Raw genomic sequence first — 23,024 nt, forward strand, 5'->3', positions numbered from 1 at the left:
TTACACCTTATAACAATATGTAAGTATGAAGAAAATTCTTTTTATTGTGTTTTTCTGTTTAGCCTTTCTCAATTCTGGCTTTTTGATTGCTCAAAACCGTTGGTCGATCAACCCCGACGGCAGTATCTCATGGGAAATAAAAGACCGTATTCCTCATTATGACCATATTGAAATGAGCGGTTTGAAGGTTTCGACCGTATTTCGTTACGGGGTGAATGCAGACGGCTCTTTCGAGTTGAATAAGAGTTTGATCTGGCCGATGCTGCGGAGTTTGCCGAATAATACGCATGCCAGTTTGATGCGTCGTTTTGCCTGGAACGCTTCGGATATGGTCTCTGTAAACGGGCAATCGCTGTCCGGGGAAAAAGTGAATAAAATTACGCTGGATGGTAAAATGACTGTTGAAAGTACAGTGGAGTTGTCGCGTAATGTAAAGGCAAAGCTGACGCGTGTGATCTTTCCGGCCGTGACAAATCCAGCGGTATATGAAAAATATATCTTACGAAATACGGGAGAAACTCCTCTTGTTGTAGAAGTCCCCGAATCGCGTGCTGTAACGAATACGGAGGCAACAAAAGGTGTAGACGGAAGCTATAAATTAGTTTCGGAAATCATAGGAGGGGCAACCAGGCAACTCCAACCCAAGGAGGAGTTGGTATTTTATGCCGCTATTACCGGATATAAAAATGGAGAAACGGAGTTGAAACCGGATATTGAAAAAGAACTTCAGGCACGTAAAGACCTTATTGCCGGTTTTTGGGATAACCTGATCCTGGAGACACCGGACCCTGTTGTCAATACAATGTTTGCTTTCGCTAAGATACGTGGAGCAGAAAGTATTTACGATACGAAAGGCGGATTCATGCACGGACCGGGTGGAGAGTCCTATTATGCTGCTATCTGGGCGAATGACCAGGCTGAATATATCAATCCTTTCTTCCCTTATATGGGATATAAAGTAGGGAATGGTTCAGCCTTTAATTCATTTAAACACTTTGCCCGTTTCATGAATCCGGAGTATAAGAAAATACCGAGTTCGATCATCGCGGAAGGCATAGACGTTTGGGGAGGAGCCGGCGACCGTGGAGATGCTGCGATGGTTGCTTACGGGGCTTCCCGTTATGCTTTGGCGAGAGGCGATAAGGCAGAAGCCGAAGAGTTGTGGCCCCTTATCGAATGGTGTCTGGAATATTGTCGTCGAAATCTGAATGAGCAAGGCGTGGTCGCCTCTGATTCGGATGAACTGGAAGGGCGTTTCCCTGCCGGAAAAGCCAATCTTTGCACCTCTTCATTGTATTATGATGCTTTATGTTCTGCCGTATATTTGGGAAAAGACTTGCAAAAGCCATTTTCCGTTTTGGCTGATTACGGAAAGCAGGCAAAAGATCTTCGTAAAAATATGGAAGACTATTTCGGTGCTAAAGTCGAAGGATTCGATACTTATCAATATTATGAAGGAAATGATATTCTTCGTTCATGGATTTGTATTCCTTTGACTGTCGGGATCTTTGATCGTAAAGAAGGTACGATTAATGCTCTTTTCTCTCCTCGTCTGTGGACTGAAAACGGCTTGCTGACCCAGGCGGGAAGCGAGACTTTCTGGGATCGTTCAACCCTTTACGCTTTGAGGGGAGTGTATGCCTGCGGAGCAACGGAAAAAGCAACGGAATACTTAAAGTTCTATTCTAACCGTCGCCTGCTGGGAGATCATGTCCCTTATGCCATCGAAGCATGGCCGGAAGGAAGCCAACGCCATCTTTCTGCGGAAAGCGGTTTATATTGCCGTATCGTTACGGAAGGAATGTTCGGTATTCGTCCGACAGGATTGAAATCTTTCACCTTTACTCCGCGTTTACCGGCAGAGTGGGATAAGATGAGCTTGCGTAAAATAAAAGCATTCAATGCAACATTCGATATTGAAGTGATCCGTGAGAATGGAAAGCCGGTTGTTACTGTCAAATCAGAAGGGAAAACACTGCTTCATAAGGCTATAAAAGAAGGAGAAGTTATTTCTGTGAAACTGGACTGATTATTAATTTATTACAGTTTCCTCGTAGTTTCATGTTAAGGAAACTGGAGTTCCCTGCGCGGGGAACTGTAATTTCCTCCCGAGGAAACTCTGGTTTCCTAAGGAGGAAATTGTATTTTATTCCCTGTTCAACCCATTACGGAATTACACATCGGTTACATAACTACCCTGTCGGTATCGGCCATCTTCATAGAACGCAGCGCGTTCTATGAATGGCATCAGTGGGTGAGAGCGTGAAGCGAAGGGGAAAGACGGAGTGTCCGGAGGCTGTGTTGTTTGAGCGAAGCCGGTGCCCCCTTGACTTTTTGCTTACTTTTCTATCAAGAGAAAAGTAAAATCTCCTACCTGTTGATAACTTTTTTGTACTTTTCTCTTATATTTCTTGGAAGGTAATTTGATAAATGTTTAATTTTACCCACAAATAGAGTAAAGTGCCAGTTGCCAACGAAGTACGGTGCTTTTGTTTAAGGGAAAGTTTAACATGTAAGACATAAAATGGAAGAGAAAGAGAACAGCTATCATGTACCGGTGATGCTCGATGAAAGCGTGAAAGGTCTGAATATTCAAGAAGGGGGCATCTATGTTGATGTGACTTTCGGAGGAGGAGGACATTCGCGTGAAATCCTGAAACGGATGGATAGCGATAGCGAACTTTACGGATTTGACCAGGATGCCGACGCCGAACATAATATTCCTGATGATCCCCGTTTTGTGTTTGTCCGCAGTAATTTTCGTTATTTATATAATTTTATGCGCTATCATGGCGTGGATGGTGAAGTCGACGGACTGTTAGCCGACCTGGGTGTCTCCTCTCATCATTTCGATGATAAAGACCGCGGATTCTCTTTTCGTTTCGACGGGGCATTGGATATGCGTATGAACACCCGTGCCGGTCAGACGGCTGCCGATATCGTCAACACCTATACGGAAGAAGCGTTGGCAGATGTTTTTTACCTGTACGGCGAACTGAAAGTGGCCCGCAGGTTGGCTTCGTTGATCGTCAGAGCGCGTGAAAACAAGAAAATAGAAACGATCGGTGACTTCCTGGAGTTGGTTAAGCCCTTCACCGGAAAAGACAAAGAGAAAAAGTTTTTGGCACAGGCATTCCAGGCACTTCGCATCGAGGTGAACGACGAAATGCGTGCCTTGAAAGAAATGCTGCAACAAACCCTGCAGGTATTAAAGCCCGGCGGACGTTTGGTTGTAATCACTTACCATTCACTGGAAGACAGGCTGGTAAAGAATTTCCTGAAAACAGGAAACTTTGAAGGAAAAAGCGAGCAAGACTTTTTCGGAAATGTACAAACGCCATTTCGTATGGTAAACAATAAAGTGATTGTGCCTTCCGACGAGGAGATTGAAAGAAACCCCCGTTCGAGAAGTGCCAAATTGAGAATTGCAGAGAAAAAGTAGACAGGTGCAGTTGCTGGTCGACTGTCAACTAATATAGGGGTTATGGAGGAAAAACAACAACGTAAAAAGTCGAAGAAAAAAGAGAAACGTCTTTCTCTTTTGTATGTGCTGGGCGGTGGTATCCTGAATGAGGATTTTATCGTTAAACACACACGGATGATCGTGCTTGTTGTGATAATGATATTCTTCTTTATCGGAAACCGCTACACCTGCATGCAAAAACTACGTGAGATCGACCGCCTGCAACAACGTCTGCGCGACATACGTTTTGAGGCATTGTCCATCTCATCGGAACTGACGGGGAACAGCCGCCAGTCGCAAGTTGAATTATTGATTGAAGAACAAGGTATTGAACTGGAAGGAGCCAAAACTCCGCCGTATGAATTATACAAATAAATATGGCTGAAGAGATCGAACCAATAGAAACTGCCCCGAAGAGTAACCGTATATTATTCTGTTACTTTATTGTCGTGCTGTTGTTGGGGCTTATAGCGGTTGGAATATTGCTACGCACGTTTGATACAGCTTTCGTGGAAAAGGAGAAATGGGAAAAAGTGGCAGAAAGCCAGAAACGCCCGAACCGTCTGATATTGCCCGGACGCGGAAACATCTATTCTTCCGATGGAAAGCTGATGGCTACCAGTGTGCCTCGTTACTATACCTATATAGACTTCCGGGCCGATGGATTTTCTGTCGATACGTTCCTGAGTTCGAAGGTGAACGGAGTCGATTCTTTGTCGGTCTATTTATCCCGGAAATTCAAAAACCGGACACCGGCCGGATATAAGGCTCATCTGCTTCGCGGACTGAAAAGTAAAAGCCGCCAGTATCCCGTCTATGAAGGCCGTGCTTCTTATACCGACCTGAAAGAGATGAAGAAATATCCGTTCCTTCGTTTAAGCCGGTACAAAAGCGGATTCTATACCAAGGAAATGGTGCAGCGTCAGAAGCCGTTCGGTACACTGGCTTCCCGTACGATCGGAGATATCTATGGTGAAATTGAAGCCGGAGGTATGACCAAGGGAAAGAATGGTCTGGAGTTGCAATACGATTCGTTGCTCCGGGGCGAAGCCGGTTTGAGTTCGGTACGTCGTGTAGGTGGCGGTTGGACGAATGTCGTTGAGGTGGAGCCGGTGGACGGTATGGATATCCGTACGACGATAGATATTAATATCCAGGATATAACCGAGAAGTCATTGGTCGATATGTTGAAGAAGATCGATGCCGAATCGGGAACAGCTGTAGTGATGGAAGTTTCCACAGGCGAGATAAAGGCAATAACCAATATGGGGCGTATCCGTGAAGGTGCTTATGCCGAAACGAAAAACCATGCTGTGGCTGATGAGATAGAGCCGGGCTCTACTTTTAAGGTCGCTTCTATGATGGTGGCGTTGGAAGATGGCGTCTGCCAGCCGAGCGATACGGTGGATGTCGGTAAGGGTGTTTATATGTATAAAGGAGCCCGCATGACCGACCATAATATGAACAAAGGTGGTTACGGTCGTATCTCGGCAGAACAGGCGATCTGGTATTCATCGAATATCGGTGTTGCCAAGATCATTCTGAAAGGATACGAAAAGAACCCGACTAAATATGTGGAGGGCCTGTATAAATTAGGTCTGACCATCCCGCTGAACCTGGAAATACCGGGAGCCGGACGTGCCAAGATACGTATGCCGAATGATACCACTTTATATTGGTCGAAGACTACGTTGCCCTGGATGTCGTTCGGATACGAAACGCAGATACCTCCGATCTATACGCTGACATTTTTCAATGCCATAGCGAACGGTGGTAAGATGGTGCGCCCGATGTTTACCAAAGAGATCATGCACAATGGTAAGACGGTGCAGAGTTTCTCGACGGAAGTCCTGAAATCGTCGATCTGTTCCGACAACACACTGGCTATTATCAAGGATATGTTGTTGGGTGTGGTTGAGCAGGGAACAGGTAAAGCCGTGCATTCGGATATTATCCGTATCGCGGGAAAGACAGGTACGGCACAGATCGCATCCGGCGGTGTTTACCGTACGAGCGGTCACCAGGTTGCTTTCTGCGGATATTTCCCGGCCGATGAACCAAAGTATTCCTGTATTGTTGTGATCCGCCGTCCGCGTATCGGTTATCCTTCAGGGGGTACGATGTCCGGAGGCGTAGTGAAGGCCATTGCCGAGAAAGTCTATGCCAGCCATATGTCGTTCGACGTGCGCGATATGGAACGCGATTCGTTGGCAGTTATGCTGCCGGCGGCAAAGAATGGTAATCTGGATGCGTTGGAAAATGTATTGGGTAAGCTCGATGTCAGTGCAAACACGGATAGCCTGGAAACAAAATGGGTGACCTCTAAGCGGGAAGAAGGAGATGAAGAACTTCATCTGCGTGATCTGACGATCCGTGAAGGACTGGTTCCGAATGTGATCGGCATGGGAGCGAAAGATGCTGTCTACTTGCTTGAAAGTGCAGGTTTACGAGTGGTATTGGATGGAATGGGACGAGTTTCCTCCCAGTCGATGGGACCGGGAACGCGGATTGCCAAAGGACAGTCCATCCGCTTAACATTAAAATAATAGAAGGACAGGTTTTCTGACCTGTCTGCAAACAGATAGAATATGGAACTGAAGAAATTGATTCATACGTTGGATGTACTGGAAACAGTGGGTGCTGATGATGTAAAAATCACAGGTATCCAGTCCGACTCCCGTAAGGTGGAAAACGGCTTTTTATTCGTAGCGGTCAGAGGCACTGCAGTCGACGGACATGCCTATATCGACGGAGCTATTGCCAAAGGAGCCGTAGCGGTCATCTGCGAGGAAATTCCATCCCTTTCGGAAGAAAGGAAAGTTTCATTCGGGAGAAACATTTGTTTTATCCGGGTGAAAGATTCGGCGGACGCATTAGGCAAGGTCGTCTCGACCTGGTATGACAATCCTTCGGACAAACTGACGCTGGTAGGTGTTACCGGAACGAATGGCAAGACGACGATCGCGACTTTATTGTATGAAATGTTCCGTAAGATGGGGCATAAGGTAGGACTGCTTTCAACCGTATGCAATTATATTGACGGCGAAGCGATCCCGACCGATCATACGACGCCCGACCCAATCACCCTCCACGGCCTGATGGCACGCATGGTAGAAGCCGGATGCGAATATGCCTTTATGGAAGTCAGTTCCCATTCGATCGACCAGAAACGTATCAGTGGCCTGTCGTTCGACGGTGGTATTTTTACCAACCTGACACGCGACCATCTGGATTATCATAAAACGGTAGAGAATTACCTGAAGGCAAAGAAGAAATTCTTCGACGACCTGCCTGCCGATGCTTTTGCGTTGACTAACGCAGACGATAAATCAGGTCTGGTCATGCTCCAGAACACGGCGGCCAGGAAACTGACCTATTCGCTCCGTACCTTGGCAGACTTCAAAGGAAAGATTCTCGAATCTCATTTTGAAGGAACCGAAATGGTTATCAACGGACGTGACGTGATCGTGCATTTCGTAGGCCGTTTCAATGCTTACAACCTGTTGGCCGTGTACGGTGCTGCTGTTTCTTTAGGGAAGGACCCGGAGGAAACGCTGATCGTCCTGAGTACGTTGCATTCGGTCTCCGGTCGTTTTGAAACGATACAATCTCCGCTCGGTTATACGGCGATTGTCGATTACGCCCATACACCTGATGCCTTGACAAATGTACTGAATGGCATCCAGGAAGTGCTCGATGGCAGAGGCCGCATCATCACCGTGGTGGGGGCGGGTGGCAACCGTGACAAAGGCAAACGTCCGCTGATGGCGAAAGAAGCTGCCAAACTGAGCGACCAGGTGATCCTGACCTCTGATAATCCTCGTTTTGAAGAACCGGACGAGATCATTCAGGATATGGTGGCCGGACTGAGTAAGGCGGATATGGAACGTACGCTTTGCATCACTGATCGTATGCAAGCGATCAAGACAGCGACTATGCTGGCAAAGAAAGGCGATGTGATCCTCGTGGCCGGTAAAGGACATGAAGATTATCAGGACGTGAAAGGCGTAAAACACCATTTTGACGACCGGGAAGTAATAAGAAATATATTTAATAGTTGACAGTTGACAGATGATGGTTGACAGTTAAATGTACATCACAAATAACTGTCAACTGTCACTTGTCACTTGTCAACTGAAAACAAAGTTTTTATGTTGTATTATCTTTTTAATTATCTGGATCAATTCGACTTACCTGGAGCGGGTATGTTTAAATATGTATCATTCCGTTCCGGATTGGCGTTGATTCTCTCTTTGTTCATCTCGACAGCCATCGGCCGCCGTATTATCGACCGCTTGCAGATGTTGCAGATCGGCGAGACAGTACGTAATCTCGGATTGGAAGGACAGATGAGCAAGAAAGGCACTCCGACGATGGGTGGAATCATTATCATCATTGCGATTCTGATTCCGACCTTGCTTTGTGCGAAACTGAATAACATCTATGTGATCCTGATGATGGTTACCACCGTTTGGCTGGGTGCCCTGGGTTTTGCCGACGATTACATTAAAGTATTCCGTAAGAACAAAGAAGGAATGCACGGTAAATTCAAGATCGTAGGTCAGGTCGGCCTGGGGCTGATTGTCGGGCTGGTGTTGTTTATGAGTCCTGATGTCGTGATCAAAGAGAATATGGAAGTGCGTCACGATAACGTAATTGAGGAAGTTCATTATCACACGGTGGAAACAAAATCGACCAAGACGACCATTCCATTTATGAAGAATAATAATTTCGATTATGCCCAACTGGTTAGCTGGGCAGGCGATTATAAAGAAGAAGCAGCCTGGCTGGTATTCGTTTTGATGACCATATTCGTGGTGACGGCCGTTTCTAACGGTGCGAACCTTACCGACGGACTGGACGGACTGGCGGCAGGAAGTTCTGCTATCATCGGGGTTGCATTGGGTATATTGGCCTATATGTCTGCCCACTTCGAATTTGCTTCCTTCCTGAATATCATGTTTATCCCCGGTGCAGAGGAATTGGTGGTTTTTGCTGCTGCCTTTATCGGGGCGACAGTCGGTTTCCTTTGGTATAATTCATACCCGGCACAGGTGTTTATGGGAGATACGGGTAGTTTGACGTTGGGAGGTATTATTGCTGTGTTCGCTATAATTATACGTAAAGAGTTGCTAATACCGATTCTTTGTGGTATTTTTCTCGCTGAAAGTATTTCGGTTATGGTACAGGTTGCCTACTTCAAATATACAAAAAAGAAGTATGGTGAAGGGCGTCGTATATTTAAGATGACGCCGTTGCACCATCATTTCCAGAAGGCGGGAAACGCAGGAATACAAGCGTTGCTGCAAAAACCGTTCAACGTGGTGCCCGAATCGAAGATCGTGGTACGTTTCTGGTTGATCGGTATTATTCTGGCGGTTATTACGATTGTGACATTGAAGATGAGATAAATTCAGTTGACAAGTGACAGATGACAGTTGACAGATAAGGTTAGCGACTGATACCTGTCAACTGTCACTTGTCAACTGTCAACTAAAAAATAAAGTTTTTTATGAAGCGGATTGTTGTATTAGGGGGAGGAGAAAGCGGTGCAGGTGCAGCCGTGTTGGCGAAGGCAAAAGGATTTGACGTGTTCGTTTCCGACTTTTCGTCTATCAAACCCAAGTATAAGGATATGCTCGACGCCCACGGGATCCGTTGGGAAGAAGGACAGCATACCGAAGCCGACATTCTGAATGCCGACGAGATCATCAAAAGCCCCGGAATACCCGACAAGGCTCCGATGATCCGGAAACTGAAAGCGCAGGGGACGCATATCATCTCCGAAATCGAATTTGCCGGGCGATACACCGATTCGAAGATGATCTGTATCACCGGAAGTAATGGTAAGACAACGACTACCATGCTTACATACCACGTCCTGAAAGAAGCCGGAGTGGATGTCGGCCTGGCCGGAAACGTAGGGAACAGCCTGGCATTACAGGTTGCCGAAGACCCGCACGCGGTCTACGTGATCGAACTGAGCAGTTTTCAGTTGGACAACATGTACGACTTCAAAGCGGATATAGCTATCTTGTTGAATATAACGCCCGATCATCTGGACCGTTATAACTACGAGATGCAGAATTATGTGAACGCCAAGTTCCGCATAATCCAGAACCAAACGTCGGAAGATGCGTTCATCTTCTGGAACGACGACCCGATCATAGCCCGCGAGATCGCTAAACGCCATCCTGCGGCTACTCTTTACCCATTCGCCGAAACGCATGAAGACGGCGTGAAGGGATATACGGATAATAAGCAAATAGTAATTGAAACCTCAAACGGAACATTTACAATGGATCAGGACTTATTGGCATTAACGGGTACACATAACCTGTACAATTCGCTGGCATCGGGCATCGCATCCAAAGTGGTCGATATCCACGATGAAAATATACGAGCTTCACTGAGTGACTTTACCGGGGTAGAACACCGCCTGGAGAAAGTGGCCCGTGTACGCGGAGTAGATTATATCAACGACTCGAAAGCGACGAACGTGAACTCTTGCTGGTATGCCTTGCAAAGTATGACGACCAAACTGGTACTGATACTGGGCGGAACGGACAAGGGTAACGACTACTCCGAGATTGAAGAACTTGTAAAACAAAAAGTACGTGCCTTGATCTTTCTGGGTGTCGACAATAACAAGCTGCATACTTTCTTCGACGGAAAGGTGGCGCAGATTGAAGATGCCCGCTCGATGGAAGAAGCGGTAAGCAAGGCTTATAAACTGGCAGAAAAGGGAGACACCGTGTTGTTATCGCCCTGTTGCGCCAGCTTCGACCTCTTCAAGAGTTATGAAGACCGCGGTGATCAGTTTAAGGCTTGCGTACGTAATTTGTAAAATAAATTAAAATGGATCTGGCAAGTAAATTATTCAAGGGCGACCGGGTGATATGGATCATCTTTATGTTCCTGTGCCTGATTTCGGTGATTGAGGTGTTCAGTGCTACGAGTACGATCGCCTACAAGAACGCGAATCATTGGGCGCCGATCGTCCGGCATGCCACTTTCCTGTTGGGGGGATTTGTGCTTGTCTTGTTGCTGCACAATGTCCCGTGCCGGTTCTTTCCGGCGTTTATTTTGTTGCTTCCCGTATCGGTGTTGATGTTGATCGTCACGCCTTTTGTGGGGATCAATGCCAATGATGCGCACCGTTGGCTGGAGATATTCGGGATACAGTTTCAGCCTTCCGAGTTTGCGAAGCTGGCATCTATTGTGTTCATCGCCTTCCTGCTCAGCAAGCGGAGCAGGTTTACCGACGACCAGATATTCAAGTATATCCTGATTGGGGTGGGAACGACTTGCGTGCTGATCCTTCCGGAAAACTTTTCGACGGCTTTCATGTTATTCGGGGTGTGTTTCCTGATGATGTTTATCGGACAATTGCCACTGTTGAAGCTGGGTAAACTGGCAGGTGTTCTGATATTGGCACTTATCCTGTTTATCGTGTTGTTGCGGTTTACGCCGGCAGGAGTCACCCAATATTTGCCCGATCGTTTTGCTACGTGGCAGGGGCGTCTGGAACGTTTCTTCGACGGGCACGAATCGGATACGGATGAAAATGGTGTATATAAGATAACCGATGATAACTACCAGGTCTCCCATGCAAAGATCGCAATTGCACACGGAGGATTGTTCGGACAGTTGCCTGGTCACGGTCAGCAGAGGGATTTCCTTCCGCAGGCCTATTCCGACTTTATTTATGCGATTATTATAGAAGAGTTGGGGGTAGTCGGAGGCGTATTCGTGCTGATGCTATATATCATGTTGCTGGTACGAGTCGGGATGATCGCCAGGAAATGCGATAAAGCCTTTCCGAAATACCTTGTGCTGGGATGCGGCTTGTTGGTCGTAGTGCAGGCACTTGCCAATATGGCGGTGGCAGTCAACCTGATACCGGTGACCGGACAGCCGATGCCGTTGGTTAGCCGTGGTGGTACATCTACGGTGATATCCTGTATTTATTTCGGGATCATCCTGAGTGTAAGCCGTTTCGGAGCTAATATGGGTAATGAAGAAGATGAGCTTCCGGAAGAGGAAACCGAAGGTGCCGGTGCACCCCCGGCCATCACGGAAGAAGAAATATCCAACTGGGTGCCTGATACGCAACCCGCAACAGAGGAAGAAGTAACAGAAACAAAATAGAAAATGAAACAGTACCGTATAATAATAAGTGGCGGCGGAACCGGAGGTCATATCTTCCCGGCCATCTCCATCGCCAATACCATCAGGAAACGTTTTCCTGATGCGGAAATCTTATTTGTAGGTGCGGAAGACCGGATGGAAATGGAAAAGGTTCCGGCCGCCGGCTATCAGATAGTAGGTTTACCGGTGAGCGGTTTCGACCGTGCTCACCTGTTCAATAATATAAAGGTGCTCAACCGTCTGCGTAAAAGTCTCGGAATGGCGAAGAAGACGATCCGTGAGTTCCGTCCCGATATTGCAGTAGGCGTAGGAGGTTATGCCAGTGGTCCGACTCTGTGGATGGCGGCTTCGCAAGGTATTCCGACGCTGATTCAAGAGCAGAATTCCTATGCGGGGGTGACGAATAAGTTGCTTGCAAAGAAAGCATCGAAAATATGTGTCGCTTACGATGGAATGGAGAAGTTTTTCCCTGCAGAAAAAATTGTGGTAACCGGAAATCCTGTCCGTCAGGATTTAGAGGAAGCACTCGATAAGAAGGAAGAGGCTTTGTCCTTTTTCGGACTATCGCCAGAGAAGAGAACGATCCTGGTGGTAGGAGGTAGCCTGGGGGCAAGGACGATCAACCGGAGTATCCAGGGCGACCTTGACAAACTGTTCGCTTCCGATGTACAGGTGATCTGGCAGACCGGACGTTATTATTACAACGAAGCCACCAAGCATCTGAAAGCCTATCGTGGTATGCCGGTCTGGTGTTCCGACTTTATCACTCGTATGGATTATGCCTATTCGGCCGCCGACCTGATCATATCCCGTGCCGGTGCAAGTTCGATTTCCGAACTTTGCCTGTTGAAGAAACCGGTTATTCTGGTTCCTTCTCCCAACGTGGCGGAAGATCATCAGACAAAAAATGCGCTTGCTTTGGTAAACAAAGACGCGGCGATCATGGTTGCTGATAAAGATGCGGAGCAGGAATTGGTCACGAAAGCGCTCGAAGTCGTTCACGACGACGAACGGCTGGCGTTGATGAGCCGTAATATAGAAAAGTTGGCCCATCATCACAGTGCGGACCAGATTGTCGATGAGATTATTAAAATAATAGAACAGAAAACGATATGAATATAAATACGATAACGGCCGTTTATTTTGTCGGAGCCGGAGGAATCGGGATGAGTGCCTTGATCCGCTACTTCCTTTCAAAAGGAAAGCAAGTAGCCGGATACGATAAAACACCCTCCGACCTGACCGCTCAGCTAAATCGCGAAGGAGCCGTTATTCATTACGAAGATAATGTTTCCCTGATACCGGATACCTTCAGAGATCCGGCTCGAACATTGGTAGTTTACACCCCGGCCGTTCCCGAATCGCATACTGAACTAAGCTATTTCCGTCAGAACGGCTTTGAAGTTATGAAGCGTGCCCGTGTCTTAGGTGAAATAACCAACTGCTCACGCGGTCTTTGTATTGCCGGGACGCACGGAAAGACAACGACTTCTTCCATGCTTGCCCACCTGCTGAAACAATCGCATGTAGATTGTAATGCTTTCCTGGGCGGTATCCTGAAGAACTATGACAGTAACCTGATGCTCTCCGATAAAAGTGACCTGACCGTCATCGAAGCCGATGAGTTCGACCGTTCTTTCCATTGGCTGACCCCTTATATGGCAGTGATCACCGCCGCCGACCCGGATCACCTGGATATCTATGGTACGGCAGAAGCCTATCGTGAAAGCTTTGAGCATTTTACCTCACTGATTCGTCCTGACGGCTGTCTGGTTATGAAGAAATGTATCAATGTGACACCCCGCTTGAAAGAAGGCGTTAAGCTCTTCACCTACACTGGAGCTGAAGAAGATAACGGTCATCTGTCATCTGTCAACTGTCAACTGTCAACTGAAAAAGCCGATTTCCATGCCGAAAACATCCGTATCGGTAATGGTGAGATTTGGTTCGATTTCGTAGGCCCTGATATCCGTATTGCCGATATCCAGTTGGGGGTTCCTGTAAAAGTAAACATAGAGAACGGTGTTGCTGCCATCGCTTTGGCATGGATGAACGGCGTAACACCCGAAGAAATAAGAAGAGGTATGGCTTCTTTCGGAGGTCCGAAACGCCGTTTTGATTTCCACCTGAAGAAAGACAATATTGTCCTGATCGATGATTATGCACACCATCCCGCCGAACTGGCTGCCAGCATCCAATCCGTTAAGGAACTCTATGCCGGACGCAAAGTGACGGGCATTTTTCAGCCGCACCTGTACACTCGTACACGCGACTTTGCACCTGACTTTGCCGCCAGCCTGTCGCTGTTGGACGAACTGATCCTGCTGGATATTTATCCTGCGCGGGAAGAACCTATTCCGGGGGTCACTTCGGAAATCATATTCGATGCTGTCACTATTCCTTCCAGGAAGCTGATCCGCAAAAGCGAATTGCTCGACCTGGTAGCGAAAGAGGCGGATACGTTTGAAGTTGTATTGATGGTCGGCGCCGGTGATATCGACCGGTTGATCGAACCTGTAAAACAAATATTGGATAAGAAATTGTGATTCGTATAGTTTCCATAGTAGTAGCTACACTGTTGTTTTGTTACATCGTGTTTGTTTCCTTTTTCTTCCGGGATATGAGGCAGGACAAGATGTGCCAGGATCTCCAGGTCGTGGTGAAAGACAGTCTTGACAAACATTTCGTAAGCGAAAGCGACCTGGTGTCGATCCTTAAAAAGGCAGATCTGAACCCGATCAAAAAGCCTATGGACGCGATCAATACCGACAAGATAGAAACAGAACTGAAAAAGAACGAGATGATCGCCCGTGTCGAAGCTTATAAAACACCTTCCGGGATCATTAAGCTTGAAGTTGAGCAGAAAATTCCTATCTTGCGTGTGATAAGCTCCAGAGGGAACTTCTACGTGGATAATCTCGGCACTACGATGCCGGTCAGTTTCCGTTATGTTGCCGATGTTCCTTTAGTAAGCGGATATGTCGAAAAAGAGCTGGCGATAACCGACTTATACAAATTTGCATTATTTTTGCAGGAGAATGAGTTCTGGAATAATCAGATAGAACAAATTTATGTTCATCCTGATAACGAAGTGGAGCTGATTCCCCGGGTGGGCAACCATCGTATTGTACTGGGTTCTTTCGACAACTTTGAAGAAAAGCTGGATAACCTACGGCTCTTCTATGATAAAGTCGTTCCGAAAACGGGTTGGGAGAAATACAGTATACTGAATTTAAAATACAAAGATCAGATTGTTTGTACTAAAAGATAGATAATATGGCATACACAGACTTTATAGCAGCCATCGACCTTGGCTCTTCTCACATGGTCGGTATGGTAGGAACGAAGAGCCCGACGGGCGCTCTCTCGATTATTGCCTACGAAGTTGAGAACTCCGCTACCTGTATACGAAGAGGATGTGTATATAATGTGGAAGAAACGGCGAATAAGATCAAACGGCTTATCCTGAAGCTCGAGAATAAACTGAACGGCGCGAAAGTCGGCAAGGTTTATGTCGGTATCGGCGGTCAGTCGTTGCGTTCGATCGACCACACGGTTCCCCGTATCCTGGGCACAGACGGAGTAGTGACGGAGGAAATTATCAAGGGGCTGTATGAGGAATGCTGCAATTACCACCCGGACATGCTGGATGTGCTGGCTGCGGTTTCGCCTACCTATGTTTTAGACGACAAACCAGAACCCAATCCGGTAGGTATTCCCTGTACCCGGATTGAAGCACGTTATAAGTTGATTGTCGGACGGCCTTCGTTGAAGCGTTACGTGGTCAACAGTATTGCCGACCGTGCTAAAATAGAAATTGCCGATATCGTTGTCTCTCCGCTGGCTTTGGCCGATGTAGTGCTGACCGACAACGAGAAAGATTTGGGGTGTGCCCTGATCGGTTTCGGTGCCGGAGTGACAACACTGACGGTTTATAAAGGCGGCCAGCTGGTCAATCTTTCCGTCATTCCTTTCGGAGGAAACCTGATCACCCGCGATATTACCAGTCTCCATCTGGTGGAAGCTGAAGCCGAACGTGTGAAGCTGACCTATGGGAGTGCCCTGATGGAAAAAGACAACGACCTGAGTATTCAGGTGAGTTCCGCCGACGGTATGGGACTGCGTGAGGTTAAACTGGCTGATCTCAATAATGTGATCGAAGCCCGTATGAAAGAGATACTTGAAAATGTATATGCCCGTCTTGAAGCAACCGGCCTGATGAATTCGCTGGGTGCAGGTATCATTATTACCGGTGGCGGTGCCGCCCTGAAGAACCTGCCTGAAGTGATTCGTGAACGCTTGAAGATGGATGTACGCTATTCTGCCGTACGCAAAGGCATCGTGGAAAGTGGCGAGATGATCGCCAACAATCCTGAATATGCTGTCGCTGTCGGCCTGTTGGCAAGGGGAACAGAAAACTGTGCCCTTTATATTCCTCCCAAAGTTGAACCGATACCGGAGAAGAAGGAAGAAGAGCCCGTTGTGGAAGAACCCAAGAGAGCTCCCGAACCTCCCAAGAAGAAACCGGAGAAGAAGAAAGGCCCCGGCCTGTTCGGACGCCTGACCAAGGGAATAGATACGTTTGGCAAGAGCCTGTTTGACGACGAAGACGATATAAAGTAAATCAGCGAATGGATTAAAACCGGAAGACAATGGACGACACAATATTAAGTTTCAATTATCCGACAGATACTCCTAAGATCATCAAAGTAATTGGTGTAGGAGGCGGTGGTGGTAACGCTGTTACCCACATGTACAAAGAAGGTATACATGATGTTACATTCGTTCTGTGTAACACAGACAACCAGGCGCTGAACCGTTCGGACGTGCCGGTCAAAGTGCCGCTGGGCCGTAATATCACCCAGGGACTGGGAGCTGGTAACAAGCCCGAACGTGCCATGATGGCAGCTGAGGAAAGTATGGAAGATATCCGTAAGATGTTGAGCGATGGAACCAAAATGGTCTTTATCACTGCCGGAATGGGTGGTGGTACGGGGACGGGCGCTGCTCCGGTTATTGCCCGCATCGCCAAGGATATGGGAATACTGACCGTCGGTATCGTAACCATACCTTTCGTTTTTGAAGGCGAACGCAAGATTATCCAGGCCCTGAACGGGGTGGAGGAGATCAGTAAGAATGTGGATGCCCTGCTGGTGATCAACAACGAACGCCTGCGTGCTATCTATTCCGACCTGACTATGACGAATGCGTTCGGAAAGGCGGATGATACCCTGACGATTGCCGCCAAGAGCATTGCTGAGATCATCACCCTTCCGGGTATTATCAACCTTGACTTTGCCGATGTCAACACCACCATGAAAGACGGTGGCGTAGCATTGATGAGTAACGGTTTCGGTGAGGGAGAAGGCCGTGTGCGCCAGGCGATTGAAGACGCGTTGAACTCTCCGTTGCTTAACAATAACGATGTATTCAATGCCAAGAAGATATTATTCAACGTATCATTCGGCGAAGAAGCCGAGTTGCGTATGGAAGAAATGAACGATGTGCATGACTTCATGTCACGCTTCGGACGCGATATCGAGGTGATATGGGGTACGGCAATCGACAATACACTCGGAACACGGGTGAAAATGACGATCCTTGCAACCGGGTTCGGTATGGAAGATATTCCGCAGATCGCAGAGAAACGTCAGATCGAACAGGGCCGTATGACCGAAGAAGAACTTCGCTTGGAGGAAGAACGGTTGAACAAGGAACGTGCCGAAAAAGACCTGATCGACAAATATTACGGTGCTTCCGGCCAGCGTATGCGCCGTGTGGCAGCCCGTGCCAAGGCTGTTGTATTAACGCAGGATGAACTGGACGATGACGCATTGATCGCCCTGATCGAAGATAATCCTACTTATAACCGTGATCCGAAAGTGATCGCTCGTGCCCGTTCTAAAGTGCAGGGTGGAGATATTCCGGTATCATCGGCAACCGTAACGGCTCCGTCGGCTCCGCGTCCGGAAGGAAAGAAGCCGGATACAGGAGGTAAGCAGGTGATAAGTTTCCGATAATTTTTAATAAGAAATTAAGATATGGATTTGTTTGAAAGAGTCAGCGAAGACATTAAAAACGCAATGAAGGCAAAAGATAAAGTAGCCCTCGAAACACTGAGAAATGTAAAAAAAGTCTTTCTGGAAGCTAAAACAGCTCCGGGAGCAAACGATACCCTGTCAGATGCCGATGCGACTAAGATGATCCAGAAGCTGGTAAAACAGGGCAAGGATTCAGCAGAAATCTATTCCCAGCAAGGTCGTGCAGACTTGGCGGAGGCTGAACTGGCACAGGTTAAAGTGCTTGAAGCATACCTCCCGAAACAGATGACTGCCGAGGAACTGGAAACAGAAATAAAAGCTATCATCGCTCAGGTGGGTGCTGCCGGTCCGAAAGATATGGGGAAGGTAATGGGTGTTGCCTCCAAAGCTCTTGCCGGAAAAGCGGAAGGACGTGCCATTTCAGAAACGGTAAAACGTTTGCTGAATAGCTAATATATCGCTTTGAAAGTAACTTATCCCCTCTTGAAAGGGGCAGGGGTGTGTTAGAGTCAGTCTAACGAAACTATAACACACCCTTTTTCCCCATTTATTTTTCTTTAGACTCATTCTTTTAGAACATAGACCGCATTCTAATAACTCTTATACAATGATAACCTTTATCTGCTGCCTGGTAACCCTTATTGCAGGCTATTTCATCTACGGTTCTTTTATAGAACGTATCTTCGGGATCGATTCTTCCCGTAAAACTCCCGCTTATACTCATCAGGACGGAGTCGATTATATCCCGATGTCTTCCTGGAAAGTCTTTATGATCCAGTTCCTGAATATCGCAGGTCTCGGACCGATTTTTGGTGCCATAATGGGGGCGAAGTTCGGTACGGCTTCTTTCCTCTGGATCGTTTTGGGAACGATCTTTGCCGGAGCGGTTCATGACTACCTGGCAGGAATGCTTTCCTTGCGGCATAATGGAGAAAGTCTGCCTGAGATCATCGGCCGTTATCTCGGAAACAACTTTAAGCAGTTTATGCGTGGTTTTACTGTGGTTCTGATGATATTGGTCGGTGCTGTCTTTGTTGCAGGTCCGGCAGGTTTGCTGGCAAAGCTGACACCTGAATATCTTGATGCTACTTTTTGGATATTTGTTGTATTCATCTATTATATCCTGGCTACCTTATTACCGGTCGATAAGATTATCGGTAAGATATATCCGTTGTTTGCCGCAGCCCTGCTGTTTATGGCTGTCGGTATTTTGGTGATGTTGTTTGTGAATCATCCGCCGTTACCGGAGTTGACAGACGGTTTGACAAATAAGCATCCGGAGAATCTGCCTATTTTCCCGATCATGTTTGTCAGTATTGCCTGTGGAGCGATTTCCGGATTCCATGCGACTCAAAGTCCGCTGATGGCACGTTGTATCAAAAATGAAAATATGGGACGTCCGGTCTTTTTCGGCGCTATGATTACCGAAGGTATCGTAGCTTTGATCTGGGCTGCAGCTGCTACTTATTTCTATCATAACAACGGAATGGGGGAGAGCAATGCCGCTGTTATTGTAGATAGTATCACAAAAGAATGGTTAGGCACGGTCGGTGGTGTACTGGCGGTGTTGGGGGTTATCGCAGCGCCTATTACTTCCGGCGATACGGCATTCCGTTCGGCTCGTCTGATCGTTGCCGACTTCCTGCATAAGGAGCAGAAAAGTATGGTAAGTCGTTTGATGATCTGTATCCCTCTGTTTATCGTAGCTATAGGCATATTGCTTTACAGCTTGAAAGATAAAGACGGTTTCGATATGATCTGGCGTTATTTCGCCTGGACGAACCAGACTCTGGCTGTATTTACTTTATGGGCATTGACAGTCTTTCTGGCGCGTTCTAAAAAGCTGTATATTGTTACCTTGATTCCGGCTTTGTTTATGACAGCCGTTTGTTCTACGTATATCTTTGTCGCTCCGGAAGGATTAGGTATGGGGGGTGCTATTTCGCAGACGATTGGCGTGGTGATTACAATCATCACATTGATCGCATTTTTATGGTGGAAAAGAAAACAGTAAAATCTCCATCCGTATAAACGCTACTGGTCTTTCATCTTTTCCAGAATTTTCGGAAACTGCCAGAAAAACAGCAGCGTGCAGCAGATAGCTGCGGTGGCGTCGGATATAGCTTCTGCTGCATATACACCGGTCACACCCATAAAGTGCGGAAGTATCAGTGCTAACGGAATCAGCAGGATTACCTTGCGGAGCAAAGCAATGAAAATGGATATCCGGGCCTGCCCTAAAGCGACAAACATATTCTGACAGGCACGCTGTAATCCGAAAATGGTCATGCCACCCAGAAAGACGGGCATTGTCCAGCGGACTGTTTCTATCAACCTTTCGTCGCTTGTAAAAGCTGACGCTATTGTGGAAGGGAACAGGATCATAAACAGCATCAGAATCAAATTGAAAGAGAACATCGTGATCAGCGCGATACGGAAACATTCTTTCACACGCCGTTTGTCGCCATGGCCGTAATTATAACTGACTATCGGGACGAAACCTTGTGCAAATCCTGTCAGCGGAACACTGGCGAATTGCATCGAGGTTTGCAGAACCGTCAGGGCACTGACATAAATATCTCCGAACTCTTTCAGGCTGCTGTTTAGTACAAAGCCGACCAGACTCTCGGTGCTTGCCATAATGAATGGAGAGATTCCCAGAGCAAGCATCGCAACCACGATTCCCTTGTCTGGTTTCATATAACGTCTTTCTAAAGGCAAAGAGGCACGTCGGGAAAAAAGAAAGAGCAACACCCATATGGCGCTGCAAGCCTGTGAAATCACTGTAGCCAAAGCTGCTCCTTTCACCCCCATGTCAAGCCAGAAAATAAAGATCGGGTCGAGAATGATATTCAGGAAAGCACCGATCAGCACTGAACCCATGGCAATAGCAGGCCGCCCCTGGGCATTGATGAAAGAGTTCAGTCCGGTGGAGATCTCCACAAAGATTGTCCCCAGCAAATAAATGGAAAGATAATCGACCGCATATCCCAGTGTATGTTCCGAAGCACCTGTAAAGAGCAGGATGGGTTCCATAAAGGTATAGGCTATGGAAGAGGTCAGGATGGTGAACAGGATCAGCAGAATAAAACCATTTCCCAATATCTTCCCGGCACGCTGGCGGTCGCCTTGCCCGAGGGCTATCGCAGCCAATGGCGCACCCCCTCCTCCGACGATCGCCGAGAAAGAAGAAATCAGCACGACGAGGGAGATGGTTACTCCCACGCCTGCCAATGCGTCGGTTCCAATGCCCGGAATATGTCCGATATAGATACGGTCGACAATGCTGTAAAGCAAGTTGACGAACTGGGCTGCTACAGCCGGGAGTGCCATCCTGAAGACCAACGGCAACATGCGCTCGGTCCCCAGGCGTTCTTCATATTTATTTACCATCTTGAATCTTATCGCCTGAAAATGGCTACAAAGATACAAGAAATAGCGTTAACCGACTACGCTATAAATATAAACCTCCGGTGCGGCCTGGAAGAAAGGCTTCAACTCGACCACTACATCCTGATTGAATAAATCGGAATGCAGATATCCTTCGGCTTCCGCTACGGAGGAAAAACCGTGAAGAACCTGCACATCCTCTTTTCTTACAAGCAATTGTTTGCTGACAGCTCCCGAAATCGTATCCAGAAACGGTTGCCGATACTTGGTGTACACTGCCGCAGCTGCGCCACGGTCGCTTTCATTCACTTTGAGAGTTATCTCCAGATAAGCTCCTGCTTTTTTTTCTGTTGTCATAATCTTTTTGTTTTTAATGAACGATACAAAGGTAGGAGTGCCAGTAACGGTATTCAATGCGGATTCAGGACAAAGAATGGTAAATTTGGGAATGTGGTCTTGTCTTTATTCCCCTGTTTCCCAAATATACCATTTTATGTTTGCATTTTACCATCATCGGAATCAAAGAACAAACTACCTTTGCTCCGGACAAAAACAGGAACCGTATGAAGAAGAATGAAGTATTTACAAAATATGATCTGGAAAAGGATGCACCTGACGGGATACAGTTCGATATCATGGAAATGCCCTCCTTCTTTATTGAGAACGGGGATAACCCTATGTATCCGCATATTCATGGTTTTTACCAGATCATTTGGTTCAGGAAAGGGACAGGAGCGCATTATGTCGACTTTAAAGAATATAGCATAACAGACAATACCCTGTTTTTTCTTTCGCCGGGACAAATACATTATTTCGATGGGAAGCGCGATCAGGAAGGGATCATCATCCACTTCAACGAGAGTTTTCTTTCCGATGAAGGAAGCAGCGAGAACGTTTTCCTCAAATACAATGTATTCAATGCCTTCGATGCCGTTCCTTACTATAATATAGCGCCTGCAGATACCCGACGGCTGAATTATATCGTGGAAGAAATGGAAATAGAGACGCAACATACGAATGCTTTTGCTCATAAAGATTATCTGAAATATCTGGTAAAAATGTTCCTGATCTACGTGCAGCGGACAGGGCAGAAGGGAACTGGCCTTCCGTTATGTATCAACAATTCATCCAACCGTACTTTTGTCCAGTTTCGGCAAATGCTGGAACACCATTATCGGCATATGCATACGGTAAAAGAATATGCGAATCGTCTGAATGTCTCCACCAAGACATTGACCAATTGCGTATATGAGAGTTCCCGCAGCACCCCTTTAAAGATTATCAACGACCGGATCATCCTTGAAGCGAAACGGCAGCTCCTCCATTCCAGTTTAAAGATCAAAGAGATTGCTTTTTACCTGGGATTTGAAGATCCGTCATATTTCGTAAAGTTCTTCAAGCGCCAGACGGGATATTTGCCGGTAGAATTCAGGGAGTAAATCAAACAAACTAACAGAAGATGAATATTGTATATCGAAAAACGAAAGATTTCACAGAAAAGGAAATAGAAGAGTTATTCCTTTCGGTCAACTGGTTATCAGGTAGATATCCGGAACGTCTGATCAAAGCCTTAAAGGCGTCTTCATGTGTGGTTACAGCATGGGACGGCACAAAGCTGGTCGGCCTTATTCGGGCCTTGGATGATGGCGGGATGGTTGCATTCCTCCATTATTTATTGGTACATCCGGATTATCAGGGGAAAGGTATCGCTGCCACATTGTTGACAATAGTAAAGGAAAAATATAAAGATTATCTCTATCTTAACATAATGCCGGATGAAAAGAAAAATATCTCTTTTTATGAAAAACACGGTTTTTCTCTGTTGGAGGAAGGAGCAGCCATGCAAATAAAACATTTGTGATTTTCCACAAATAAAGGTTCATCTTTTCTTAAAAAATACCGTTGAAGGGTATTGTATATGTAAAAAGGACACTCTACATTTGTCGACCGTTATCGATAGTATAAATTAGCAAATATCT

Annotated in this window: 19 protein-coding genes; 17 read left to right on the forward strand and 2 right to left on the reverse strand. The window is 46.8% G+C overall.

Annotated elements, in window-relative coordinates:
• The first annotated feature begins 25 nt into the window (after positions 1 to 25).
• The 15 genes from DWX23_RS13165 to DWX23_RS13235 all read left to right on the forward strand — a co-directional run bounded on the left by DWX23_RS13165 (position 26) and on the right by DWX23_RS13235 (position 19,669).
• The gene (locus DWX23_RS13165) at positions 26 to 2,029 is read left to right on the forward strand and encodes a hypothetical protein (RefSeq protein WP_122374823.1); all 2,004 of its coding nucleotides are present in this window, start codon (positions 26 to 28) and stop codon (positions 2,027 to 2,029) included.
• 495 nt (positions 2,030 to 2,524) lie between these two features.
• Positions 2,525 to 3,442, forward strand: a complete 918-nt coding sequence (gene rsmH / locus DWX23_RS13170; protein ID WP_122374824.1) for a 16S rRNA (cytosine(1402)-N(4))-methyltransferase RsmH — start codon at positions 2,525 to 2,527, stop codon at positions 3,440 to 3,442.
• A 42-nt stretch (positions 3,443 to 3,484) separates the two neighbouring features.
• On the forward strand, positions 3,485 to 3,838 hold the full coding sequence (locus tag DWX23_RS13175; protein ID WP_009859918.1) for an FtsL-like putative cell division protein: 354 nt from the start codon (positions 3,485 to 3,487) through the stop codon (positions 3,836 to 3,838).
• A gap of 2 nt (positions 3,839 to 3,840) precedes the next feature.
• Entirely contained in the window at positions 3,841 to 6,009 is a 2,169-nt protein-coding gene (locus DWX23_RS13180; protein WP_122374825.1) for a penicillin-binding protein, read from the forward strand.
• Positions 6,010 to 6,051: 42 nt separating this feature from the next.
• Positions 6,052 to 7,524, forward strand: a complete 1,473-nt coding sequence (locus DWX23_RS13185) for a UDP-N-acetylmuramoyl-L-alanyl-D-glutamate--2,6-diaminopimelate ligase (RefSeq protein ID WP_122374826.1) — start codon at positions 6,052 to 6,054, stop codon at positions 7,522 to 7,524.
• 90 nt (positions 7,525 to 7,614) lie between these two features.
• On the forward strand, positions 7,615 to 8,874 hold the full coding sequence (gene mraY, locus DWX23_RS13190; protein WP_122351857.1) for a phospho-N-acetylmuramoyl-pentapeptide-transferase: 1,260 nt from the start codon (positions 7,615 to 7,617) through the stop codon (positions 8,872 to 8,874).
• 101 nt (positions 8,875 to 8,975) lie between these two features.
• Positions 8,976 to 10,310 (forward strand): UDP-N-acetylmuramoyl-L-alanine--D-glutamate ligase, encoded by a 1,335-nt coding sequence (gene murD / locus DWX23_RS13195; RefSeq protein ID WP_122374827.1) that lies wholly within the window; start codon positions 8,976 to 8,978, stop codon positions 10,308 to 10,310.
• Positions 10,311 to 10,321: 11 nt separating this feature from the next.
• Complete coding sequence (locus tag DWX23_RS13200; protein WP_122374828.1) at positions 10,322 to 11,614, forward strand: FtsW/RodA/SpoVE family cell cycle protein; 1,293 nt, start codon at positions 10,322 to 10,324, stop codon at positions 11,612 to 11,614.
• 3 nt (positions 11,615 to 11,617) lie between these two features.
• Positions 11,618 to 12,730, forward strand: coding sequence for an undecaprenyldiphospho-muramoylpentapeptide beta-N-acetylglucosaminyltransferase (gene murG, locus DWX23_RS13205; RefSeq protein ID WP_122374829.1), 1,113 nt, complete (start codon positions 11,618 to 11,620; stop codon positions 12,728 to 12,730).
• Entirely contained in the window at positions 12,727 to 14,160 is a 1,434-nt protein-coding gene (gene murC, locus DWX23_RS13210) for a UDP-N-acetylmuramate--L-alanine ligase (RefSeq protein ID WP_122374830.1), read from the forward strand. The genes murG and murC overlap by 4 nt, the downstream gene beginning before the upstream one ends.
• Positions 14,157 to 14,885: a cell division protein FtsQ/DivIB gene (locus DWX23_RS13215; protein ID WP_122351852.1), complete on the forward strand. Its 729-nt coding sequence runs from the start codon at positions 14,157 to 14,159 to the stop codon at positions 14,883 to 14,885. Before murC ends, DWX23_RS13215 begins: the two co-directional genes overlap by 4 nt.
• Positions 14,886 to 14,890: 5 nt before the next feature.
• Entirely contained in the window at positions 14,891 to 16,237 is a 1,347-nt protein-coding gene (gene ftsA / locus DWX23_RS13220) for a cell division protein FtsA (RefSeq protein WP_122351851.1), read from the forward strand.
• A 29-nt stretch (positions 16,238 to 16,266) separates the two neighbouring features.
• The gene (ftsZ, locus tag DWX23_RS13225) at positions 16,267 to 17,634 is read left to right on the forward strand and encodes a cell division protein FtsZ (RefSeq protein ID WP_122351850.1); all 1,368 of its coding nucleotides are present in this window, start codon (positions 16,267 to 16,269) and stop codon (positions 17,632 to 17,634) included.
• 21 nt (positions 17,635 to 17,655) lie between these two features.
• Positions 17,656 to 18,108, forward strand: a complete 453-nt coding sequence (locus DWX23_RS13230) for a GatB/YqeY domain-containing protein (RefSeq protein ID WP_122374831.1) — start codon at positions 17,656 to 17,658, stop codon at positions 18,106 to 18,108.
• A gap of 154 nt (positions 18,109 to 18,262) precedes the next feature.
• Positions 18,263 to 19,669 (forward strand): carbon starvation protein A, encoded by a 1,407-nt coding sequence (locus tag DWX23_RS13235; protein WP_122374832.1) that lies wholly within the window; start codon positions 18,263 to 18,265, stop codon positions 19,667 to 19,669.
• 20 nt (positions 19,670 to 19,689) lie between these two features.
• Here the strand turns inward: DWX23_RS13235 and DWX23_RS13240 are convergent, their stop codons facing one another.
• Both DWX23_RS13240 and DWX23_RS13245 read right to left on the reverse strand, forming a co-directional pair.
• A complete protein-coding gene (locus DWX23_RS13240; RefSeq protein WP_122374833.1) occupies positions 19,690 to 21,048 on the reverse strand; it encodes an MATE family efflux transporter in 1,359 nt (452 codons plus the stop codon).
• 48 nt (positions 21,049 to 21,096) lie between these two features.
• Entirely contained in the window at positions 21,097 to 21,402 is a 306-nt protein-coding gene (locus DWX23_RS13245; protein ID WP_122374834.1) for a hypothetical protein, read from the reverse strand.
• Between the two features lie 206 nt (positions 21,403 to 21,608).
• Between DWX23_RS13245 and DWX23_RS13250 the strand changes: the two genes are divergently transcribed.
• Together DWX23_RS13250 and DWX23_RS13255 are read left to right on the forward strand one after the other, a co-directional pair.
• Entirely contained in the window at positions 21,609 to 22,484 is an 876-nt protein-coding gene (locus DWX23_RS13250; protein WP_122374944.1) for an AraC family transcriptional regulator, read from the forward strand.
• A 20-nt stretch (positions 22,485 to 22,504) separates the two neighbouring features.
• A complete protein-coding gene (locus DWX23_RS13255; protein ID WP_122351845.1) occupies positions 22,505 to 22,906 on the forward strand; it encodes a GNAT family N-acetyltransferase in 402 nt (133 codons plus the stop codon).
• The last annotated feature ends 118 nt before the right edge of the window (positions 22,907 to 23,024 follow it).

Source organism: Parabacteroides sp. AF18-52, from assembly GCF_003479145.1.
GTDB classification, from domain to species: Bacteria; Bacteroidota; Bacteroidia; order Bacteroidales; family Tannerellaceae; genus Parabacteroides; species Parabacteroides faecis.